Here is a 19,775-nt window from a genome sequence, read left to right as displayed (position 1 = left end):
GATGCGCCATCAGAGCGACAGACGATAAATCCGATTCAATCCGCGAAAAACCCCGCGAAGCTCCACATATAACGGACTAAAATTCCGTAATTCACCTGACAGCGTGCGTCGCTGCACGTCGTTCGATTCGATGGAAAATCTCACCGGCATCGTCGCGTTCGTCCGCGCCGCCGAAGCGCTGAGCTTCGTCGCGGCCGGCCGCGCGCTCGGCATCTCGGCGTCGGCGGTCGGCAAGACGATCGCGAAACTGGAGCAGTCGCTCGGCGTGCGGCTGTTCAATCGCACGACGCGGCGCGTGACGCTCACCGAAGAGGGTCGGCATTTCTACGAGCGTTGCCAGCGCATCCTCGAGGATTTCCGCGACGCGGAGGCGACCGTGACGGCGTCCGCGCAGCGCCCGCGCGGCAAGCTGCGCGTGAGCCTGCCGGTGATCGGCTACCGCTTCCTGCTGCCGGTGCTGCCCGAATTCCGGCAGCGCTACCCGGACGTCGAACTCGATCTCGATTTCAACGACCGGATGGTCGACGTGGTCGAAGGCGGCTTCGACGCGGTGATCCGCAGCGGCCCGCTGTCCGATTCGAGCCTGATGTCGCGGCGGCTCGGTCCGTTCGCGTTCGTGCTGTGCGCGACGCCCGCGTATCTCGCGCAAGCCGGCACGCCGCGCACGCCACGCGAGCTCGAAGCGCACGACTGCGTGCGCTACTGCTTTCCGACCACCGGCAAGCTGCAGGACTGGGCGCTCGCGGCCGACGACGGCACACCGCTGAAGCTGCGCACCGCGATGACCTGCAACAACATGGAGGCGCTGCGTGGCGCCGTACTCGCGGGGCTCGGCATCGGCTACATGCCCGACTTCCTCGCGCGCGACGCACTCGAACACGGTGCGCTCGTCACCGTGCTCGACGACTACCGGATCGCGCCGGGGCAGTTCTCGATCGTGTGGCCGTCGAGCCGGCAGTTGTCGCCGAAGCTGCGCGTGTTCGTCGATTTCCTGTGCGAGCGGCTGTTCAGGTAGTCACGCCGATCCGTTCCGCTTCCGCCGCCGGCAACAGCGAGTCGCTGTCGTCCTTCAGCCCGACGCCCGTCAGCCCGAGCCTGCGCGCATGCGTCATCAGGTAATGCAGCTTGTGCGCGGCGGCCGCGTGCGGCAGTCCTTCGGGCCGCACGTTGGAGATGCAGTTGCGCAGCGCGTCGTGACAGCCGACCTTCGGCGCCCACGTCAGATACACGCCGAGGCTGTCCGGCGAACTGAGCCCGGGCCGCTCGCCGATCAGCATCGCGACGACCTTCGCGCGCAACAGCTCGCCGATCTCGTCGCCGAGCGCGACGCGCGCCTGCGTCGCGACCACCACCGGGCCGATCCGCCAGCCATCCGCATCGAGCCGCGGCCGCACGGCCTGCAACAGCGGCAGCGCCTGCTTCGCGGCCGCGAACGCCGACAGCCCGTCGCCGACCACGAACACGACGTCGGGCGCCTCGTCGAGCGCCGCCCCGTAACCCGCCAGCAGCCCGCGGCTGTCGTCCGACAGCTTGCGGCCGAGATCGGGACGGCGCAGGTAATGGTCGCGGTCGGGCGCGGCGCTCTGCACGCGCAGCGTCGGCAGCATGCCGGCCGCCTCGATCTCGCGCCGCAGCGCATCCGCGTCGAGCGGCTGGTGCACCGCGTCGCGCGCCTGCGCATGCGACAGATTGAAGGCCAGCAGCGGCGCGGTCGGCAGGCTGTTGCCCGCGCGGCCGAGCGCGATCCGCGCGTTCGTGAACGACTTCAGCTGCGCCCAGGGGTTCTTTTCGACGGCGTCGCTCATGCGGACACCCCCATCCAGTCGTTCGCCCCCGCGAGCAGCGGCACGCGCGCCGTCGCGGCGCGCAGCGCGCCGTGCGCGTCGGCGATCTCCATCGTCTCCAGCCATTCCTCGAACTCGGGCGCGCGGCGCAGCCCGAGCACCTCGCGCACGTAGAGCTGGTCGTGGAACGACGTGCTCTGGTAGTTCAGCATCACGTCGTCCGCGCCCGGAATGCCCATGATGAAGTTGATGCCGGCCGCCCCCAGCAGCGTCAGCAGCGTGTCCATGTCGTCCTGGTCGGCTTCCGCGTGGTTCGTGTAGCAGATGTCGCAGCCCATCGGCACGCCGAGCAGCTTGCCGCAGAAGTGATCCTCGAGGCCCGCGCGGATGATCTGCTTGCCGTCGTACAGGTATTCGGGCCCGATGAAGCCGACCACGGTGTTCACGAGGAACGGCTCGAACTTGCGCGCGACCGCATACGCGCGCACTTCGCAGGTCTGCTGGTCGACGCCGAAATGCGCGTTCGCCGACAGCGCGCTGCCCTGGCCCGTCTCGAAGTACATCAGGTTGTTGCCGACCGTGCCGCGCTTCAGCGCCAGTGCGGCCTCGCGCGCCTCGCCGAGCAGCGCGAGCGAGATCCCGAAGCTGGCATTGGCCTTCTCGGTGCCCGCGATCGACTGGAACACGAGATCGACCGGCGCACCCTTCTCGATCGCCGCGATCGTGTTGGTCACGTGCGTGAGCACACACGACTGGGTCGGCACGCCGTAGCGCTCGCGGAAGCCGTCGATCATCGCGAGCAATTTCACGATCGCCGCGAGGCTGTCGGTGGCCGGGTTGATGCCGATCATCGCGTCGCCGCAGCCGTACATCAGCCCGTCGAGCATCGATGCGGCGATGCCCTTCACGTCGTCGGTCGGGTGATTCGGCTGCAGCCGCACCGACATCCGGCCGGCCAGCCCGACCGTGTTGCGAAAGCGCGTGACGACGCGGCGCTTCCTCGCGGCCGCGATCAGGTCCTGGTTGCGCATCAGCTTCGACACGGCCGCGACCATCTCGGGCGTGAGGCCGGGCGCGATCCGCTCGAGCGCCGCGCCGTCGGCCGCGGGCGACAGCAACCAGTTGCGGAAATCGCCGACGGTGAGGTGCGAGATGTCGGCGAACGCCTGCGCGTCGTGATCGTCGATGATGAGGCGCGTGACCTCGTCGTCTTCATACGGGATCACCGCTTCGTTCAGGAACGCCTTCAGCGGCACGCCCGCGAGCGCGATCTTCGCGGCGACGCGCTCCTCCTCGCTCGCCGCCGCGACGCCGGCGAGCTGGTCGCCGGAACGCAGCGGGCTCGCCTTCGCGAGCAGCGTCTTCAGGTCCGCGAAGCGGTACGTGCGCGGACCGATCGTCTCCGTATAGGACATCGTGCGAGTCTCCTTGTCCATCCCGGGGCCGGTTCACGCCCCCGATCAAAAGCCGACGGCGCGCCCGTTCGACGGGGCGCGCCGGGTGCCGTCAGGAACGGCCTTTCACTTTCATCTTCGCCTGCACCGTCGGCATCGCTCACTCCTCCAGCAGCGCGTCGCCGGGCGCGCTCGCGCGCTGCGCGCGGGTCGTGAGGAAGTACGCGTAACCGACCGCGAGGAAACCGACGAACACCAGCGCGACCAGCCCGTTGAAATACACCATCGTACCGAGGCAGACCAGCGCCGCGAGGATCGCGAATGCCGGGAAGATCGGATACAGCGGCGCGCGGAACGGTCGCTCCAGGTTCGGCTGCGAGCGGCGCAGCTTGAACAGCGCCGCCATGCTCACGATATACATCACGATCGCGCCGAACACCGACATCGTCACGATATTCGCGGTGAGCGTCTGCCCGCCGAACTGGATCAGCTCGTCGCTGTAGATCGCGGCGATCCCGACCACGCCGCCCGCGAGGATCGCGCGGTACGGCGTCTTGAAGCGCGGATGCACCTTCGCGAGCCATTCGGGCAGGTAGCCTTCGCGGGCCAGCGCGAAGATCTGGCGCGAATAGCCGAGGATGATCCCGTGGAACGACGCGACGAGCCCGAACAGCCCGAGCCACACGAGCATGTGCATCCAGCCGCTGTTCGCGCCGACGATGTACTTCATCGCCTGCGGCAGCGGATCGTTGATGTTCGCGAGCTTGGTCCAGTCGCCCGCGCCGCCGGCGAACACCATCACGCCGATCGCGAGCGCCACGAGGGTCAGGATCCCGGCCACGTACGCGATCGGAATCGAGCGCTTCGGGTTCTTCGCTTCCTCGGCGGCCATCGCGACGCCTTCGATCGCGAGAAAGAACCAGATCGCGAACGGAATCGCCGCGAACATCCCGTGGAACGCGCCCAGGCTGAAGTGATCGGCGCCCGACCAGCCGCCCTTCGTGAAATTGCTCCACGCGAAACCCGGCGACACGACGCCCATGAACACCAGCAGCTCGAAGATCGCGAGCAGCGTGACGACGAGCTCGAAGGTCGCCGCGATCTGCACGCCGACGATGTTCAGCGCCATGAACACGAGATACGCGCCCATCGCCGCGTGTTTCGGTTCGAGCCCCGGAAACTGCACGTGCAGGTACGCGCCGATCGCGAGCGCGATCGCGGGCGGCGCGAACACGAACTCGACGAGCGTCGCGGCGCCGGCCAGATAGCCGCCGGTCGGGCCGAACGCGCGGCGCGCATACGCGAACGGGCCGCCCGCATGCGGAATCGACGTCGTCAGCTCGGTGAAACTGAAGATGAAGGTGGTGTACATCGCCGCGACGAACAGCGCGGTGATCACGAAACCCAGCGTGCCGGCGCTCGCCCAGCCGTAGCTCCAGCCGAAGTATTCGCCGGAAATCACGAGGCCGACCGCGATGCCCCACAGTTGCCAGGTCCCGAGCGTCTGCTGCAGCGCGGGCTGGCCGGACAGCTTGGCGCCGGCGGCGGGCCGGCCATTCGACTCTGCTTTCATCGGACTCTCTCCTCAAAGGCGCCGGGCCTGCGGACCAGCGCGACTGAGAATCGATGCTAGAGAGTCATTAAACGACGTGTTATCGAAATTCGGCAAAGATCGCGGCTGACGTTTCGCTTGCGGAAACGCCGGCCGCGTCCGTTGCGACGTCGATCCGGGCCCGCGCGACGCAGGCCCGATCGTCCGTGCTTACTGGCCGCCGCCGCGCTGGTTGAACCAGCGGTCGAGCAGCTTGCCGGCCGCCTCGCGACCGCCGAGGCCGAACGACAGCGCAACGGCCACCGCGATCGCGCCGAGCACGAGACCGAACGCGAGCTGGACGATTTCGTTGGCGATGCCCATCGCGCGCAGCCCCATCGCGAACACGAGGCCGAGGATCGCGAATTGCGCGATGCGTGCGAACAGCACGCTGTGCTCGCGGTCGGCCTGCTCGATCACGCGGCGGGCAAGGCCCGCGAGCCACACGCCGATCACGAGGATCACGCCGCCCATCAGCACGTGGCCGCCGAATTCGATGAACAGCGTGACGACGTCGCGCACCTGCGAGAAACCGAGCCGGTTCGCGGCCTCGACCGACGCGAACAGCATCGCGAAAAACACGATCAGCCGCGCGACCAGCACCGACGGCTGCAGGATCCCGGAGAACACGCGCTCGACACCGAGCACGGCCGGCAGCCCGTCGACGCCGGCGGCTTCCAGCAGCTTCTGCGCGAGCGACGCGACGAAGCGGGCGAAGTAGAACGTGACCAGCACGATCACGATCGCCGCGACGATGTCCGGCACCGCGCCGAGGAACTGGTTCAGCATGTTGGTCGCGGGAATCGAGATCGCGTCGATCTTCAGCGCGTCGAGCGCGGAGATCAGCGTCGGCACGAACACGAACACGTAGACGATCGTGCCGACCAGGCTCGATACGCGCACCGGCGTCGGGCTGTCGATTCCCTGCGTGAGGCGGTCGGCGCCGGCCGCGACCAGCAGATTGGTCACGAGGCCGCGCAGCACGCGCGCGACGACCCAGCCGACGAAGCCGATCACCGCGGCCGCGAAAATGTTCGGCACGATCGCGAGCAGCTTGTCGACCATCCCCTGCACCGGCGACAGCAGCCCCGACAGCGCGAACGACGCGAGGATCGCCGGCAGGAACATCAGGATCACGAGCCAGAACAGCACGTCGCCGAGATAGCCGCTCATCGGCTGCATGCCGGCGCTTTCGGACAGCGTGGCGTCGACCTTGCTCGCCTTCAGCGCGCGGTTCGCGAGGCTGCGCAGCAGCGATGCGATCAGCCACGCGATCAGCGTCAGCGCCGCGCCGCCGATCAGGTTCGGCAGGTAGTTGACGATGTGCGTGACGAGCAGCGAGAACGGATTGGAGACCGCGTACAGGTTGAGCACGTTGAAGATGCCCACCGCGGTGACGAGCAGCACGAGCCAGAACAGGCCGCCGGCGATGATGCGTTCGACGCACGCGCCCTGGCCGGTGCTGTCGGTAATCCGCTGATCGACCTTCAGCGCGTTGAGCAGGCGCAACGCGCCGGCCCGCACCGCCACGGCGATCAGCCAGCCGATCACCAGGATGCCGATCGCGCCGGCGATCTTGGGCAGGTATCCGCCTAGCGTGGTCTGCAGCGACGTGATGAAGCTGGAAGCATCCATTTCTTCTTCTCCCGAAAACGTGGCGTTGCGATTGAACATCGACGAACTACCTGCGTACTTCGAAAAACGTGCGTTGCCGCCGGAGCAACTTACCTGAGAAAAATGACGCGTTCACCCGATTTCACCGTCTTTAACTTTAGTCATAGATCCCGGAGGGGCAAGACCCCATTTCGTCAAAATTAAAAAGGGATCGATGATTCGGGGTCCCGCATTTCCGCAAGATTTATCCATTCGGGCCGTGCTACCGTGGCGTCGGTGCTTGCCCCGGACACGTCGATGCCCCCCACCGAAACCAACCCCGAGCCGCCCGCGTGGGCCCGCTACGCGGCGAGCGTGGCGCGCGTTCACGCGTACATCAGCACGCATCTCGACGGCCCGCTCGACCTGAACCGGCTCGCCGAAGTCGCGTGCCTGTCGCCGTATCACTGGCAGCGCGTCTATCGCGCGCTGTACGGCGAGTCGATCGTGCTGACGGTGCGGCGGATGCGGATCGTGCGGGCGTCCGAGGATCTGGTCTGCACCACGCGGCCGCTCGACGAGATCGCGCGACGCGCCGGCTACGGGTCGACTCACGCGTTCGCACGGGCGTTTCGCGACGCGTACGGCGTGCTGCCCGCGCAGCACCGGCGCACCGGCAGCCACCGGCCGATTTATCCACTACAGCGAGGAGAGGAAGACATGTTCAAGCACGAGGTCGAGATCCGGCGCCAGCCGGCACTGCGCGGCTACGCGGTGGCGCACACCGGTGCGTATATGAAGGTGGGCGACGCGTTCGGGCGCATCGGCGCGTGGGCCGGGCAGCACGGACTAATCGGCCCGGGCGCGAAGATGATCGGGATCTTCTACGACGATCCGGACACGACGCCCGAAGCGCAGTTGCGCGCGAAGGCCTGCCTGATGCCGGCCGACGGCGCGCCGGACGTGGCGCCCGTGCCGCCGGTCGAGCGCGCGACGATCGCGGGCGGCGAATACGCGGTGCTGCTGCATACGGGGCCGTATGCGGACCTGAAGACGGCCTACCAGTGGCTCTACGGCGACTGGCTGCGTCATTCGGGCCGCGAAGCCGCCGACGCGCCGCCGTTCGAGCTGTACCTCAATACGCCGATGGACACGGCGCCGGCCGATCTGCGCACGGAAATTCACCTGCCGTTGCGCTGAGCGACGGGTGTGCCGCGCAGCCGTGTATCTTGACGAACCGCGACGATATTGCGGGTGCGACGATGTCCGGGACGACACCGGGCATGCCGGTGCGCCGGCGTTGAACGAAGCGCGCCGGCCCGTGCGTATGCGTAGCCGGCGCGAATTCGCGGAGATCCTTAAGCCGCCGGCGTCCCGCAGCCGGGGCAGAACCGCGCGTCGGCCGCCAGCGCCGCATGGCAGCGGCTGCAAGCCTTGCCGCGTTGCGCCGTGCCGCATTGCGCGCAGAAGCGTGCATCGGCTGCGTTGAGTGCGCCGCAACCGGCGCAGGCGAGCTGGCTCAGCGCCAGATTCCCGCCCCGACCACCGTTCGCCGCATCGGCCGGCGCCTGCCAGCCCCAGCCGTGGCGATCGCGGCCACGCGCATCGTGGCCGCCATGGCCGCCCTGGCGCGACCCGCCGTGATGCCCGCCACCGTGCCCCCCGTTTCCGCTATTGCCGTGCCCGCTGCCATGACCGCCGCCGTGGCCGCCGAGAATCCGTTTCAGAAAGCTCATCGTCCGCTCCTCAACGCTGGGCCCGGGCGCCGCCGAACGCCCCGGAGGACGACAGCAGCCGCAAGCCGTTGGCCACGACGATCAGGCTCGCGCCCGCATCGGCGAAGACCGCCATCCACATCGTGCCGAGCCCCGCGACCGTGAGACCGAGGAACACGACCTTCACGCCGAGCGCGAAGCCGATGTTCTGCACCAGCACGCGATGCGTCGCGCGCGACAGCCGCACGAACGCGGGAATCTTGCGCAGGTCGTCGTCCATCAGCGCGACGTCGGCCGTCTCGATCGCCGTGTCGGTGCCCATCGCGCCCATCGCGAAGCCGATGTCGGCGCGCGCGAGCGCCGGCGCATCGTTGATCCCGTCGCCGACCATCCCGACCGCACCCGCGCCGCCCGCCGACAGTTCCTCGACCGCCGCGAGCTTGTCTTCCGGCAACTGGTTGCCGCGCGCGTCGTCGATGCCGGCCTGCTGCGCAATCGCCTGCGCGGTATGCGGGTTGTCGCCCGTCAGCATCGCGGTGCGGATGCCGAGCGCATGCAGATCGGCGATCGCGTCGCGGCTCGTGTCCTTGATCGTGTCGGCCACCGCGAAGAGGCCGAGCACGCGCGTTTCGTCGACCAGCACGACGACGCTCTTGCCCTGCCGCTCCAGCGCGTCGAGCTTCGCCTCGAGCGCCGTCGAGCAGCGTTCGAGTTCCTCGACGAGCCGATGGTTGCCGAGCCAGTAGCGCGTGCCGTCGATCGTGCCGCGCACACCGCGCCCGACGATCGCTTCGAAGTCCTGCACGTCGGCGAATGCCGTCGTGCCGGCGTCGCGCGCCGCGGCGGCGATCGCCTGCGACACCGGGTGGTCGGAGCGCGCCGCGAGGCTCGCGCCGAGGTGCCGCACGCGCGCCGCATCGGCGTCGTCCGCATGCACGTCGAAGTCGGTCTGCGCCGGCTTGCCGTGCGTGATCGTGCCGGTCTTGTCGAGCGCGAGCCACGCGAGCTTGCGCCCTTCTTCCAGATAGACGCCGCCCTTCACGAGAATCCCGCGCCGCGCGGCGGCCGCGAGCCCCGACACGATCGTCACCGGCGTCGAGATCACCAGCGCGCACGGGCACGCGATCACGAGCAGCACCAGCGCGCGGTAGATCCAGTCGTGCCACGCGCCGCCCATCACGAGCGGCGGCACCACCGCGACCAGTAGCGCGACCGCGAACACGATCGGCGTGTAGACGCGGGCGAACTGGTCGACGAAGCGCTGCGTCGGCGCCTTCGCGCCCTGCGCTTCCTCGACCGCGTGGATGATCCGCGCGAGCGTCGAGTTCGCCGCGACGGCCGTGACGCGGTAGTCGAACGAACCCGATTCGTTGATCGTGCCCGCGTACACGGCGTCGCCGCTCGCCTTTTCGACGGGCAGGCTCTCGCCGGTGATCGGTGCCTGGTTGACCGTCGAGCGGCCCGCGACGACTTCGCCGTCCAGCCCGATCCGTTCGCCCGGCTTCACGCGCACGACCGCGCCGAGCGCGACCTGCGCGGCCTCGATCGTGCGCCACGCGCCGTCGGCCTGCTGCACGGTCGCGGTGTCCGGCGCGAGCTGCATCAGCCCCTGGATCGCGTTGCGCGCGCGGTCGAGCGACTTCGCCTCGATCAGTTCCGCGATCGTGAACAGCACCATCACCATCGCGGCTTCCGGCCACTGGCCGATCGCCATCGCGCCCGTCACCGCGATGCTCATCAGCGCGTTGATGTTCAGGTTGCCGTTGCGGATCGCGATCCAGCCCTTCTTGTACGTGGTGAGCCCGCATGCGAGCACCGCGGCGAGCGCGAGCGCCGCCGACAGCCACACCGGCAGCCCGGCCCAGGTCGCGCCTTCGGACGCGATCGCGGCGACGCCGGCGAGCGCGAGCGGCCACCACGGCTTCGCCGGCGCGTCGGCGACGCGCGCCGCCGGGGCGCCGGCCGTGGCGGCCGTGGCGGCCTCCGGCGTCATCCCGAGCGTGCGGATCGCGCTTTCGATCGCCGGCTGCGCGCCGGGCGCGTGCTCGACGGTCAGCATCCGCTGCATCAGGTTGAATTCGAGCGCCGACACTTCGCTCATCCCGCCGAGCTTCTTGCGAATCAGCGTTTCCTCGGTCGGGCAGTCCATCTGCATGATCCGGAACGCGGAGCGCACGTGGCCCGACGCGGTCGCCCGCGCGACCGGCAGCGGCGCGAGCGTCAGCGCGGCGGGCGCGCAGCAGTCGCCGGCCGCGTGGTCGTGGTCGTGGTCGTGGTCGTGGTCGTGGTCGTGGTCGTGGTCGTGGTCGTGGTCGTGGCCGGCATGGTCATGCGCGGCATGGTCGTGCGAACACGTCGCGCCGTGCACATGCTGGTCGTCGCCCGCATGGCCGTGATCGTGGTCATGACCGGCCTTGCCATGCGCGGCGTGATCGTGCCCATGATCGTGGTCATGGCCGTGCGCGCGCTCGCCGGCCGCCGGCGCCGCGTCGGCAATAGTCGCCGTCTGCGTGTCGCGCGCCTCGGCGCAGCACGCATCGGCGCCGCCGGTATGACGGTGTCGTGGGTCGTGGGGATGCTTGGCGTCGGTCATGACAACCTCCTTTGTGGCTTGACGGTGTAGAGTTAACACCCTGAAGCCACTACAAGGTCAACCCTTACACGGGAGAAAGGCATGAAGATTGGCGAACTGGCCAAAGCGGCCCGCTGCACGCCCGAGACGATCCGTTTCTACGAGAAAGAGGGTCTGATGCCGGACGCGGAGCGCACCGATTCGAACTACCGCAACTACACCGACGTGCACGTCGAACGGCTGCGCTTCATCCGCAACTGCCGCGCGCTCGACATGGCGCACGACGAGATCCGCGCGTTGCTGCGACTCACCGACACGCCGGCCGACCGCTGCGATTCGATCAATTCGCTGCTCGACGATCACATCGGACACGTCGATGCGCGCCTCGCGGAACTCACGCAGTTGCGCGACCAGCTCACCGAATTGCGGCGCCAGTGCGTCGGCGAGCATTCGGTCGAGGATTGCGGGATCGTGCATGGCCTCGCGACGATGGAAACCGTCGCGCCGGCCGCGAAGCGCTCGCACCTGGGCTGAAACGCTTGTCAAATCTGATAGTCTGATCGAGAATAGTTATATTATTACTAGATATACTTTAACTATTCATGTCTACGAGCCGCCCGTCCCCGCTCGCGCTGGCCGTCCTCGCGACGCTCACCGAAACGCCGATGCATCCGTACGGGATGCTGCAGCAACTGAAGGCCCGCGGATACGACGAAGTCGTCAACGTGCGGCAACGCACGAGCCTCTACCAGACGATCGACCGGCTGCTGCGCGACGGGCTGATCGCCGTGCACGACACCGAGCGCGACGGCGCGTTTCCTGAGCGCACGCTGTATGCGCTGACCGAAGCCGGGCACACGGCCGGGCAGGCGTGGCTGCACGCGCTGCTCGCGGAGCCCGCGCGCGAATTTCCGGCATTCGGCGCCGGCCTCGCGTTCCTGCCGCTGCTCGATGCCGAGGACGCACGCCACCAGCTCGAGTTGCGCATCGCCCGGCTCGACGCCGAACGCGAGCGGCTGGAAGCGCTGCGCGCGACCGCGCAGGCCGATCAGGTGCCGCGCCTGTTCCTGCTGCAGAACGAGCATGCGCTCGTGCTGCTCAATGCGGAGCTCGACTGGGCGCGCAGCGTCGTCGAGCACCTGAAGATCGGCGCGCTGCGCTGGGTGGACGGCTGACGCGTCGCGCCGCCCGATGCGGGTCGGCAACGGGCGGCGGCCGCGTCAAAGGACCTTGCCCGGATTGAGGATGCCGCGCGGGTCCAGCGCGGCCTTCAGGCGTCGCATCAGCCCGATTTCCGCGTCGCTGCGCGTGTGCGCGAGATAAGGACGCTTGAGCACGCCGATCCCGTGCTCGGCCGACACCGAACCGCCCATGTCCCGCACCACCGCATACACGCAGAGATCGAGCGCATCGGCGTCCGCGTCGGTCATCGCGGCCAGCGACACGCCGATATGCACGTTGCCGTCGCCGACATGGCCGAAGAACAGGCACGTGAGCGCCGGCCAGCGCGTCCGCAACGCCGCCTCGCAGCACTCGGCGAACGCGCCGAGTTCGCCGGTCGGCAAACTCACGTCGAAGTTGACGAGATGGGGCAGCGCATCGATCGCGAGGCCTTCGCGCAGCGTCCACAAATCGCGCGCCTGCCGCTCGGAAGTCGCGAGTACCGCATCGTCGACGAGCGCTGCATCGAACCCCGCGGTGAGCGCCGTTTCGAGCGCATGATGCGCATCGCCGCCCGGCGCGCTCGTCGCGCATTCGATCAACACCACGAAACCGCCGTCGCCGACGAACGGCGCCGACACACCGGGCGTATGCCGCGCGACGTAGTCGTAGAACGCCGGCCACATCGCCTCGAAGCTGACGACTTCCGGCAGCGTGCGCACGCGGTTCCACAGCGCGACCACCGCGTCGTAGTCGCGCACGCGGCAGAGCGCCGTGGCCGGCGCCGCGAGCAACGGATGCAGCCGCAGCACCGCGCGCGTGACGACGCCGAGCGTCCCTTCGCTGCCGATGAACAGCTGCTTCAGGTCGTAGCCCGCGTTGTTCTTCAGCATCCGGTTCATCGACGACACGACCGTGCCGTCCGCGAGCACCGCTTCGAGCCCCAGCACCTGCTCGCGCATCATTCCGTAGCGGATCGCACGCGTGCCGCCCGCGTTGGTCGCGAGCATGCCGCCGATCTGGCACGAGCCGCGCGCGCCGAGATCGACGCCGAACGTGAAGCCCGCCGCTTCCGCGGCGTCCTGCACGGTCTGCAGCGGCGTGCCCGCGCGCACGGTGATCGTGCCGGCCGCCGCGTCGAGCGCCTCGATGCCCGCGAAGCGCTCCATCGACAGCACGACCTCGCCGCCCAGCGCGACCGCCCCGCGCGCGAGCCCGGTCAGCCCGCCTTGCGGCACGACCGGCTGGCCGAGCCGCATGCACAGCGCGAGCGCGCGAGACACGTCGTCGACGCTGCGCGGGCGCACCAGCGCACGCGGCCGCACACCGGCCGGCTCGTTGTACGCCGTGAAGTAACGTGGATCGATATCGGCCGCGCGCGTGACGAGCGCGTCGCCCAGTTCGGCGGCGAGCACCGCATCGACGGCGTCGTCCGGCAACGGCCTGCCGTCCGGTGCGCGGCCCGCGACGGTCGGGTTCGGGGTCGGCATCGTGCGCGGCCCCGCTTACTTCGTCGAGATGTCGATATCGCCGAAATACTTGAGGCCGAGCGACTTCACCGTGCCGTCCGCCTTCAGCTTGTCGATCGCCGCGTCGAGCTTCGCCTTCAGCGCATCGTCGCCCTTGCGCAGGCCGAACGCGATGCCGCTGCCGAGGATCTTGTCGTCGTGCACCGGCTGGCCGACGAACGAGAAGCCCTTGCCGTCCGGGCGCGACAGGAAGCCGCGCTGGCCGGACGGCGCGAGCACGAGCGTCGCGTCGAGGCGGCCCGCGACCAGATCCGCATACGCCTGGTTCTGGTCCTGGTACGCGACGATCGCGACGCCGGCCGGCTCCCAGTGCGCCTTCGCGAAGGTTTCCTGGATCGACGCCTGCAGCACGCCCACGCGCTTGCCCTTCAGCGATTCGGGCGTCGGCAGCAGCCCGCTGCCGGTACGCGCGATCAGCTGGGTCGGCACGCGATAGATGATCGTCGTGAAGTCGATCGCCTGGCGCCGCTGCTCGGTCGCGTTCATCGCCGAGTTGATCGCGTCGAACTTGCGGCCCTTCAGCGCCGGGATCAGCCCGTCGAACGACGTCTCGACCCATTTGCACGACAGCTTCGCCGTCTGGCAGACGGCGTTGCCGACGTCGATGTCGAAGCCCTGCAGGTCACCGTTCGGCGCCTTCGATTCGAACGGCGGATATTGCGCTTCGAGGCCGAAGCGCAGCGTCGGCGCATCGGCGAGCGCCGCGCCGGAGCCGATGGCGCACGCGAGTGCGAACGCGAGTTTCAGGGTGGCCGTGTGTTTCATCGTGATCTCCTGTGTCTGGTCGATGCGACGTGCCCGTCGCCGGTTGTCTTACAGCGAACGCAGCCGCCGCGCGCCTTCGACCAGCGTCGCGTCGTCCTTCGAAAAACTGAGCCGGATCACGCCGGCGTCGGTGCCGTCGGTATAGAACGCCGACAGCGGAATCGTCGCGACGCGCGCGTCGCGGATCAGGCGCAGCACGAAATCGCCGTCGCTTTCGTCCGAGAAGTGGCGAAAGCGCGCGAGCATGAAGAACGAGCCTTCGCTCGGCAGCAGCTCGAAACGCGAATCGGCCAGCTCGCGCGCGAGCAGGTCGCGCTTGGCCTGGTAGAACGCCGACAGGCCGAGATAGCTGTCCGGCCGCGCGAGGATTTCCGCGAACGCGACCTGCATCGGCGTGTCGGCCGAAAACACCATGAACTGGTGCACCTTGCGGATCTCGTCCATCAGCTCGGCCGGCGCGAGGCAATGGCCGACCCGCCAGCCGGTCACGTGGAACGACTTGCCGAACGACGACACGATCACGCTGCGCTCGGCCAGCTCGCGATGGCGCGCGACGCTTTGGTGCTGCGCGCCGTCGAACACGACGTGTTCGTACACTTCGTCGGACAGCACCACGATGCCCGTGTCGCGCGTGAGCCGCGCGAGGCGTTCGAGATCGTCGGCGGAGAACACCGTTGCGGTCGGGTTGTGCGGCGTGTTGACGATGATCATCCGCGTGCGCGGCGTGATGGCCGCGGCCACCTCGTCCCAGTCCACGCGGAAATGCTCGGGCGACAGCTTGATCGCGACCGGCGTCGCGCCCTGCAGCCGCACGATCGGCGCGTAGCTGTCGAACGACGGCTCGAAGTAGATCACCTCGTCGCCCGGATGCACGAGCGCGCTGATCGCCGCGTAAAGCCCCTCGCTCGCGCTCGCGATCACCGTGATCTCGGTCGCCGGGTCGTAGCGCGCGCCGTACAGCGCCTCGGTCTTCTCGGCGAGCCGCTCGCGCAGCGCGATCACGCCGGCCATCGGCGCGTACTGGTTGTGACCGTCGCGCATCGCACGCGCGACGCCTTCGACGAGCGCCGGATCGGGCGCGAAATTCGGTGCGCCCTGCGACAGGTTCAGCGCGTTGTGTTGAGCGGCCAGTTGGCCGATCACCGTGAAGATCGTCGTCCCGACGTCGGGCAGTTTCGAACGGGGCGCGGTGGCGCTTCGCATGACTTCTCCTCCTGATGTCCTTCGGGCGGGCCGCGCGGCATGTGCGGGCCTGCATCCGCCGCATGATTTAGCCCGAGCCAATATCGACGGACAATCGAAAGTTCGTCATGGCGGCCATGCATTTTTCTCATGGCTCTCGGTGAGAAGCCCCTGGCGGGAAGGCTGGCCTGGGCACCCGATATGCAAATCAGGCATTTCCCCTACGGCAACGCTACGCGTGCGCCGCCGCGAGGTACGCGAGCAGCACGGCCCGCAGTTCGCGGCGTTGCGCGGCGAAATCGAGCGCGGGCCCGAGCGTCAGCAGCGCCTGCGACAGCCCGCCGTAGCAGATCGTGTGAGCCATCCGCGCGAGCCCGTCGAGCCGCGCGGCCGGCGGCGGATCGGCCGCGTGGGCAAGCGCGTCGCGCCACAGCGCGACATAGGCGTCGTAATGCCGGCGATACGCGGCCAGCGGCGACACCTGGCGCTCCAGCACGAACAGCGCGCCCCACAGCGCCGCGTCGGCGGCGATCGTCTCGACCTGAAGATCGACCAGCGCGGCGGCAAGTTCGGCCCGCGGCGCACCGCGCAGCCGCTGCACGGCGTCGCGCAGCCGGTCGGCCAGCGCCAGCACGCGGCGGTGGATGCAGAGCGCCGCGAGGCTCTGCTTGTCGCCGAAATACTCGTAGAAGGTGCCGATGCTGACGCCCGCGACGGCCGCGATCTCGCGGATCGTCGCCTTCGCGTAGCCGCGTTCGAGCAAAAGCTGAACGAACGCCTGCTGCAGCGCGTCGGAACTCGCCTGCGCGCGCGACTGGCGCGGCCGGCGACGCAACGCGGGCGCGGGTTGCGCCGCCGGCGAGCCGGGCGGCGCCGGAACCTGAACATGTCGCGGCGGCATATTTGCTACTCTGAATTCAACAGGGAATACGTTTTACCGGAAGCCGGAACCCGCGCCGAAGCGCGCGCCGTGCGGCATCACGCCGGCTGACCGCGAAGCCTGAGACCGGAGACAACCGCGATGACCGACTCGACCCACGCCGTCACGAACCAGTTCGACGAACTCGTCGACTATAACCTCTTCGCGACGGATCTCGCGCTGCGCGACGCGCTCGCCCGGGCGGGCGCCGACTGGGCCGTGCCGCAGCTCGATGCGTACGGTGCGCGGCTCGGCAGCGCCGACACCGCGCGACTCGCCGACGAAGCGAACCGCCACACGCCGGAGCTGAACACGTTCGACCGGCGCGGCCGGCGCATCGACCGCGTCGACTTCCACCCTGCGTGGCACGCGCTGCTCGGCCAGTATCGCCACGAAGGCTTCGTGTCGCTCGCATTCCGCGATGCACGCCGCGGCCGCTGGGCCGCGACGGCCGCCGGCTTCTACCTGCACGGCCAGATCGAGGCCGGCACGCTGTGCCCCGCGACGATGACGCAGGCCGCGATCCCCGTGCTGCAGAAGGAGCCGGCGCTGTGGGACCTGCTGCGCGACAAGCTCTACAGCGACGACTACGATCCGCGCGACGTGCCGGTCGCCGACAAGCGCGCGATCTGGTTCGGCATGGGCATGACCGAGAAACAGGGCGGCTCCGACGTGCGGGCGAACACCACGCTCGCGACGCCGGTCGGCGCGGGCGGGCGCGGCGGCGAATACCGGCTGCGCGGCCACAAGTGGTTCTTCTCCGCGCCGATGTGCGACGCGCACCTCGTCGTCGCGCGCACCGAGGCCGGCAGCCCGTCGTGCTTCTACGTGCCGCGCTGGCGCCCGGACGGCACGAAGAACGCGGTCGAGATCCAGCGGCTGAAGAACAAGGTCGGCAACCGCAGCAATTCGAGCAGCGAGATCGAGCTGAACGACGCGTGGGGCATCATGCTCGGCGACGAAGGCCGCGGCATTCCCACCATCATCGAGATGGCCACCTACACGCGGCTGAACTGCGTGCTCGGCAGCGCGGCGATGCTGCGCCAGGGCGTCGTGCAGGCGATCGCGTACACGCGCCAGCGCCATGCGTTCGGCCGCGCGCTCGCCGAGCAGCCGCTGATGCGCACCGTGCTCGCCGATCTCGCGCTGGAGAGCGAGGCGGCGCTGTCGCTCGCGATGCGGCTCGCCGACGCGTTCGAACGCGACGACTCGCCGCGCGAACGCGCATGGAAGCGGATCGTCACGCCCGCCGCGAAATTCTGGGTCTGCAAGCGCGCGGTCGAGCTGACCGGCGAGGTGATGGAAGTGTTCGGCGGCAACGGCTACGTCGACGACGGCCCGATCGCGCGCCTGTTCCGCGAGGCGCCCGTCAACTCGATCTGGGAAGGCTCGGGCAACGTGATGTGCCTCGACGTGCTGCGCGCCGTATCGCGCGAGCCCGACGCGACCGCCGCGCTGTTCGACGAACTGGCCGACCTCGGCGCGGGCGAACCGCGCATCCGCGCGGCGCTCGACGGATTGCGCGCGATGCTCGCCGCCCCGGCCGACACGCTCGAAGCGTCGGGCCGCGTGTTCGCGCAGCGGCTCGCGCTCGTCGCGCAGGCGTGCCTGCTGCGCCGCGATGCGCCGGCGGCCGTCGCCGACGCGTTCGTCGCGACGCGGCTCGCCGCGCCCGACTGGGGCCGCATCGCGGGCGGCTTCGATCCGCACGCGATCGACGTCGCCGCGCTGCTGCAGCGCGCGTACCCGGCCTGACGCCGGCCCGTTCACCCGAACGCGCGTTCGTTCGCCCGCCCCGGAGCCTCGATGAACCTCGTCGCCGCCCTCGACCGCGCCGCCCGTGCGACGCCCGACAAGCCGTTTCTCGTCAGCGAATCCGCGACGATCACGTATGCGGCCGCGCGCGCGCGTTCGCACCGCGCGGCGGCCGTGCTGAGCGCGCTCGGCGTCGCGGCCGGCGACCGCGTCGCCGCGATGTGCTTCAACACGCCGGCCTTCGTCGACCTGATGTTCGGTGCGTGGCGGCTCGGCGCGGCGTTCGTGCCGATCAACCACAAGCTGCAGGCGCCGGAAGTCGACTACGTGCTCGAGCACAGCGGCAGCACCGCGCTGCTGTTCGACGTGGCGCTCGCGCCGGTGGTCGAGCGCCTCGTGCATCCGGCGCGGCGGCTCGTGACCGAGGGCGAGCTCGACGGCGTGCCGAACTTCGACACGATGTGCGCGACGATGGACGGCCTCGCGGGCATCGAGCCGGCCGATGACGACATCGCGCAGATTCTCTACACGTCCGGCACGACCGGCCGTCCGAAGGGTTGCGTGCACAGCCATCGCACGGTGACGCTCGCGGCGACGCAGGCGGCGCTCGCCATCGGGATCGGCCGCAACGAACGCACGCTGATGGCGATGCCGATCTGGCATTCGTCGCCGCTGAACAACTGGTTCGGCGGCACGCTGGTCGCGGGCGGCACCGTCGTGCTGCTGCGCGAATACCATCCGCTGCGCTTCCTGCAGACCGTCGAGCGCGAGCGCGTGACGCTGTATTTCGGCGCGCCGGTGTCGTACACGCTGCCGCTCGACACGATCGACGGCTTCGCGGCATTCGACCTGTCGAGCGTGCGCGCGTGGCTGTACGGCGGCGGCCCGATCGGCGCCGCGCAGGCCGAACGGCTCGCGCAAGCGTATCGCAGCCACGCGTTCTTCCAGGTGTACGGGATGACGGAAACGGGGCCGGCCGGCACGACGCTGTATCCGGACGAGCAGATCGCGAAGGCCGGTTCCATCGGCCGCCAGGGCGGCCCGGGCGTCGACCTGCGGGTCGTGCGAATGGACGGCGTCGATGCGCGGCCGGGCGAGACCGGCGAGATCTGGCTGAAGGCCGGCAGCATGATGCTCGGCTATCTCGACGACGCGGGCGCGACGCGCGCCGCGTTCGCGCCGGAAGGCTGGTACCGCACCGGCGACGTCGCGCGGATCGATCAGGAGGGCTACCTGTTCATCGTCGACCGGCTGAAGGACATGATCGTCACCGGCGGCGAGAACGTCTATTCGAAGGAAGTGGAGGACGTGCTCGGCGCGCATCCGGACATCGCCGAGGCGGCCGTCGTCGGCGTCCCGCATCCGGACTGGGGCGAGACGGTCGTCGCGCACGTCGTGATGCGGGCGAATGCGGCACCCGATGCGGATGCGCTGCGCACGTTCTGCGGCGAGCGGCTTGCCGCGTACAAGATCCCGCGCGAGTTCACGTTCGCGCAGGCGCTGCCGCGCACGCCGACCGGCAAGTTGCAGAAGTTTCTGCTGCGGGTGCGGGGGGACTGAGTATCCGGGATTGAGTCGGCGCACTTGTAAACCGCGCCCTCATACTCCAGTGCGAACCCGAAAGCGGGATACGGCATTGTTGCTTATCCGAGGTACCTGACCCAACGCGTTCGCGCACGCGCCCAATGCACCAGGCGGAACGGAACAAGTAATAGACGTTATCCGCTCTGAATCATATTCGTCCGATTGATCGACGTTTCGTATCTGGAATAGCGTCTCTAGGCAGCCATTCCATTTACTGAAACAGGGAAGCCG

At 69.0% G+C, this 19,775-nt stretch carries 17 protein-coding genes; 7 read left to right on the top strand and 10 right to left on the bottom strand.

All coding sequences use genetic code 11. The annotated features are described in order from the left end of the window. Positions 1-130: 130 nt before the first annotated feature. Complete coding sequence (locus H0X95_RS10580) at positions 131-1,015, top strand: LysR family transcriptional regulator (RefSeq protein WP_012492249.1); 885 nt, start codon at positions 131-133, stop codon at positions 1,013-1,015. Here H0X95_RS10580 and eutC read toward each other — a convergent pair. The 4 genes from eutC to H0X95_RS10560 all read right to left on the bottom strand — a co-directional run bounded on the left by eutC (position 1,008) and on the right by H0X95_RS10560 (position 6,404). Beyond that, on the bottom strand, positions 1,008-1,805 hold the full coding sequence (gene eutC, locus H0X95_RS10575; protein ID WP_059721119.1) for an ethanolamine ammonia-lyase subunit EutC: 798 nt from the start codon (positions 1,803-1,805) through the stop codon (positions 1,008-1,010). The genes H0X95_RS10580 and eutC overlap by 8 nt on opposite strands. Then, on the bottom strand, positions 1,802-3,199 hold the full coding sequence (locus H0X95_RS10570; RefSeq protein WP_006489528.1) for an ethanolamine ammonia-lyase subunit EutB: 1,398 nt from the start codon (positions 3,197-3,199) through the stop codon (positions 1,802-1,804). Before H0X95_RS10570 ends, eutC begins: the two co-directional genes overlap by 4 nt. Positions 3,200-3,338: 139 nt before the next feature. Beyond that, entirely contained in the window at positions 3,339-4,751 is a 1,413-nt protein-coding gene (gene eat, locus H0X95_RS10565; RefSeq protein ID WP_059721120.1) for an ethanolamine permease, read from the bottom strand. A gap of 189 nt (positions 4,752-4,940) precedes the next feature. Next, complete coding sequence (locus tag H0X95_RS10560; RefSeq protein ID WP_034201881.1) at positions 4,941-6,404, bottom strand: mechanosensitive ion channel; 1,464 nt, start codon at positions 6,402-6,404, stop codon at positions 4,941-4,943. A gap of 276 nt (positions 6,405-6,680) precedes the next feature. Here H0X95_RS10560 and H0X95_RS10555 point away from each other — a divergent pair, with 276 nt between their 5' ends. Beyond that, positions 6,681-7,562 (top strand): AraC family transcriptional regulator, encoded by an 882-nt coding sequence (locus tag H0X95_RS10555; protein ID WP_059721152.1) that lies wholly within the window; start codon positions 6,681-6,683, stop codon positions 7,560-7,562. A 158-nt stretch (positions 7,563-7,720) separates the two neighbouring features. Here H0X95_RS10555 and H0X95_RS10550 read toward each other — a convergent pair whose 3' ends face one another. Together H0X95_RS10550 and H0X95_RS10545 are read right to left on the bottom strand one after the other, a co-directional pair. Next, positions 7,721-8,098 (bottom strand): zinc ribbon domain-containing protein, encoded by a 378-nt coding sequence (locus tag H0X95_RS10550; protein ID WP_034201152.1) that lies wholly within the window; start codon positions 8,096-8,098, stop codon positions 7,721-7,723. Between the two features lie 10 nt (positions 8,099-8,108). Then, positions 8,109-10,445: a heavy metal translocating P-type ATPase gene (locus H0X95_RS10545; RefSeq protein ID WP_330165497.1), complete on the bottom strand. Its 2,337-nt coding sequence runs from the start codon at positions 10,443-10,445 to the stop codon at positions 8,109-8,111. Between H0X95_RS10545 and H0X95_RS36270 the strand changes: the two genes are divergently transcribed. The 3 genes from H0X95_RS36270 to H0X95_RS10535 all read left to right on the top strand — a co-directional run bounded on the left by H0X95_RS36270 (position 10,446) and on the right by H0X95_RS10535 (position 11,824). Further along, complete coding sequence (locus H0X95_RS36270) at positions 10,446-10,700, top strand: hypothetical protein (RefSeq protein WP_230204569.1); 255 nt, start codon at positions 10,446-10,448, stop codon at positions 10,698-10,700. Positions 10,701-10,751: 51 nt separating this feature from the next. Then, a complete protein-coding gene (gene cadR, locus H0X95_RS10540; protein ID WP_006490878.1) occupies positions 10,752-11,183 on the top strand; it encodes a Cd(II)/Pb(II)-responsive transcriptional regulator in 432 nt (143 codons plus the stop codon). A gap of 68 nt (positions 11,184-11,251) precedes the next feature. Continuing rightward, on the top strand, positions 11,252-11,824 hold the full coding sequence (locus H0X95_RS10535; RefSeq protein WP_006490876.1) for a PadR family transcriptional regulator: 573 nt from the start codon (positions 11,252-11,254) through the stop codon (positions 11,822-11,824). A gap of 45 nt (positions 11,825-11,869) precedes the next feature. Here the strand turns inward: H0X95_RS10535 and H0X95_RS10530 are convergent, their stop codons facing one another. The 4 genes from H0X95_RS10530 to H0X95_RS10515 all read right to left on the bottom strand — a co-directional run bounded on the left by H0X95_RS10530 (position 11,870) and on the right by H0X95_RS10515 (position 16,187). Continuing rightward, positions 11,870-13,300, bottom strand: a complete 1,431-nt coding sequence (locus H0X95_RS10530; RefSeq protein WP_196446040.1) for an FAD-binding oxidoreductase — start codon at positions 13,298-13,300, stop codon at positions 11,870-11,872. Between the two features lie 15 nt (positions 13,301-13,315). Beyond that, positions 13,316-14,104 (bottom strand): ABC transporter substrate-binding protein, encoded by a 789-nt coding sequence (locus H0X95_RS10525; protein WP_006488477.1) that lies wholly within the window; start codon positions 14,102-14,104, stop codon positions 13,316-13,318. Between the two features lie 48 nt (positions 14,105-14,152). After that, on the bottom strand, positions 14,153-15,307 hold the full coding sequence (locus H0X95_RS10520; protein ID WP_006488473.1) for a pyridoxal phosphate-dependent aminotransferase: 1,155 nt from the start codon (positions 15,305-15,307) through the stop codon (positions 14,153-14,155). 211 nt (positions 15,308-15,518) lie between these two features. Next, positions 15,519-16,187 carry a TetR/AcrR family transcriptional regulator gene (locus H0X95_RS10515; RefSeq protein WP_006488476.1) on the bottom strand — a complete coding sequence of 223 codons (669 nt, stop codon included), beginning with the start codon at positions 16,185-16,187 and terminating at the stop codon, positions 15,519-15,521. Between the two features lie 120 nt (positions 16,188-16,307). Between H0X95_RS10515 and H0X95_RS10510 the strand changes: the two genes are divergently transcribed. Both H0X95_RS10510 and H0X95_RS10505 read left to right on the top strand, forming a co-directional pair. Then, positions 16,308-17,960: an acyl-CoA dehydrogenase family protein gene (locus H0X95_RS10510; protein ID WP_059721123.1), complete on the top strand. Its 1,653-nt coding sequence runs from the start codon at positions 16,308-16,310 to the stop codon at positions 17,958-17,960. Between the two features lie 51 nt (positions 17,961-18,011). Then, positions 18,012-19,520: a class I adenylate-forming enzyme family protein gene (locus tag H0X95_RS10505; RefSeq protein WP_059721124.1), complete on the top strand. Its 1,509-nt coding sequence runs from the start codon at positions 18,012-18,014 to the stop codon at positions 19,518-19,520. Positions 19,521-19,775: the final 255 nt, after the last annotated feature.

Source organism: Burkholderia sp. 9779_493, from assembly GCF_015712215.1.
Taxonomy (GTDB): domain Bacteria; phylum Pseudomonadota; class Gammaproteobacteria; order Burkholderiales; family Burkholderiaceae; genus Burkholderia; species Burkholderia cenocepacia.
This window is presented reverse-complemented; position numbering and strand designations above follow the sequence as displayed.

Coding starts and splice junctions, on each gene's coding strand:
- H0X95_RS10580 (WP_012492249.1), top strand. CDS start 131: ATGGAAAATCTCACCGGCATCGTCGCGTTCGTCCGCGCCGCCGAAGCG.
- eutC (WP_059721119.1), bottom strand. CDS start 1,805: ATGAGCGACGCCGTCGAAAAGAACCCCTGGGCGCAGCTGAAGTCGTTC.
- H0X95_RS10570 (WP_006489528.1), bottom strand. CDS start 3,199: ATGTCCTATACGGAGACGATCGGTCCGCGCACGTACCGCTTCGCGGAC.
- eat (WP_059721120.1), bottom strand. CDS start 4,751: ATGAAAGCAGAGTCGAATGGCCGGCCCGCCGCCGGCGCCAAGCTGTCC.
- H0X95_RS10560 (WP_034201881.1), bottom strand. CDS start 6,404: ATGGATGCTTCCAGCTTCATCACGTCGCTGCAGACCACGCTAGGCGGA.
- H0X95_RS10555 (WP_059721152.1), top strand. CDS start 6,681: ATGCCCCCCACCGAAACCAACCCCGAGCCGCCCGCGTGGGCCCGCTAC.
- H0X95_RS10550 (WP_034201152.1), bottom strand. CDS start 8,098: ATGAGCTTTCTGAAACGGATTCTCGGCGGCCACGGCGGCGGTCATGGC.
- H0X95_RS36270 (WP_230204569.1), top strand. CDS start 10,446: ATGCTGGTCGTCGCCCGCATGGCCGTGATCGTGGTCATGACCGGCCTT.
- cadR (WP_006490878.1), top strand. CDS start 10,752: ATGAAGATTGGCGAACTGGCCAAAGCGGCCCGCTGCACGCCCGAGACG.
- H0X95_RS10535 (WP_006490876.1), top strand. CDS start 11,252: ATGTCTACGAGCCGCCCGTCCCCGCTCGCGCTGGCCGTCCTCGCGACG.
- H0X95_RS10530 (WP_196446040.1), bottom strand. CDS start 13,300: ATGCCGACCCCGAACCCGACCGTCGCGGGCCGCGCACCGGACGGCAGG.
- H0X95_RS10525 (WP_006488477.1), bottom strand. CDS start 14,104: ATGAAACACACGGCCACCCTGAAACTCGCGTTCGCACTCGCGTGCGCC.
- H0X95_RS10520 (WP_006488473.1), bottom strand. CDS start 15,307: ATGCGAAGCGCCACCGCGCCCCGTTCGAAACTGCCCGACGTCGGGACG.
- H0X95_RS10515 (WP_006488476.1), bottom strand. CDS start 16,187: ATGCCGCCGCGACATGTTCAGGTTCCGGCGCCGCCCGGCTCGCCGGCG.
- H0X95_RS10510 (WP_059721123.1), top strand. CDS start 16,308: ATGACCGACTCGACCCACGCCGTCACGAACCAGTTCGACGAACTCGTC.
- H0X95_RS10505 (WP_059721124.1), top strand. CDS start 18,012: ATGAACCTCGTCGCCGCCCTCGACCGCGCCGCCCGTGCGACGCCCGAC.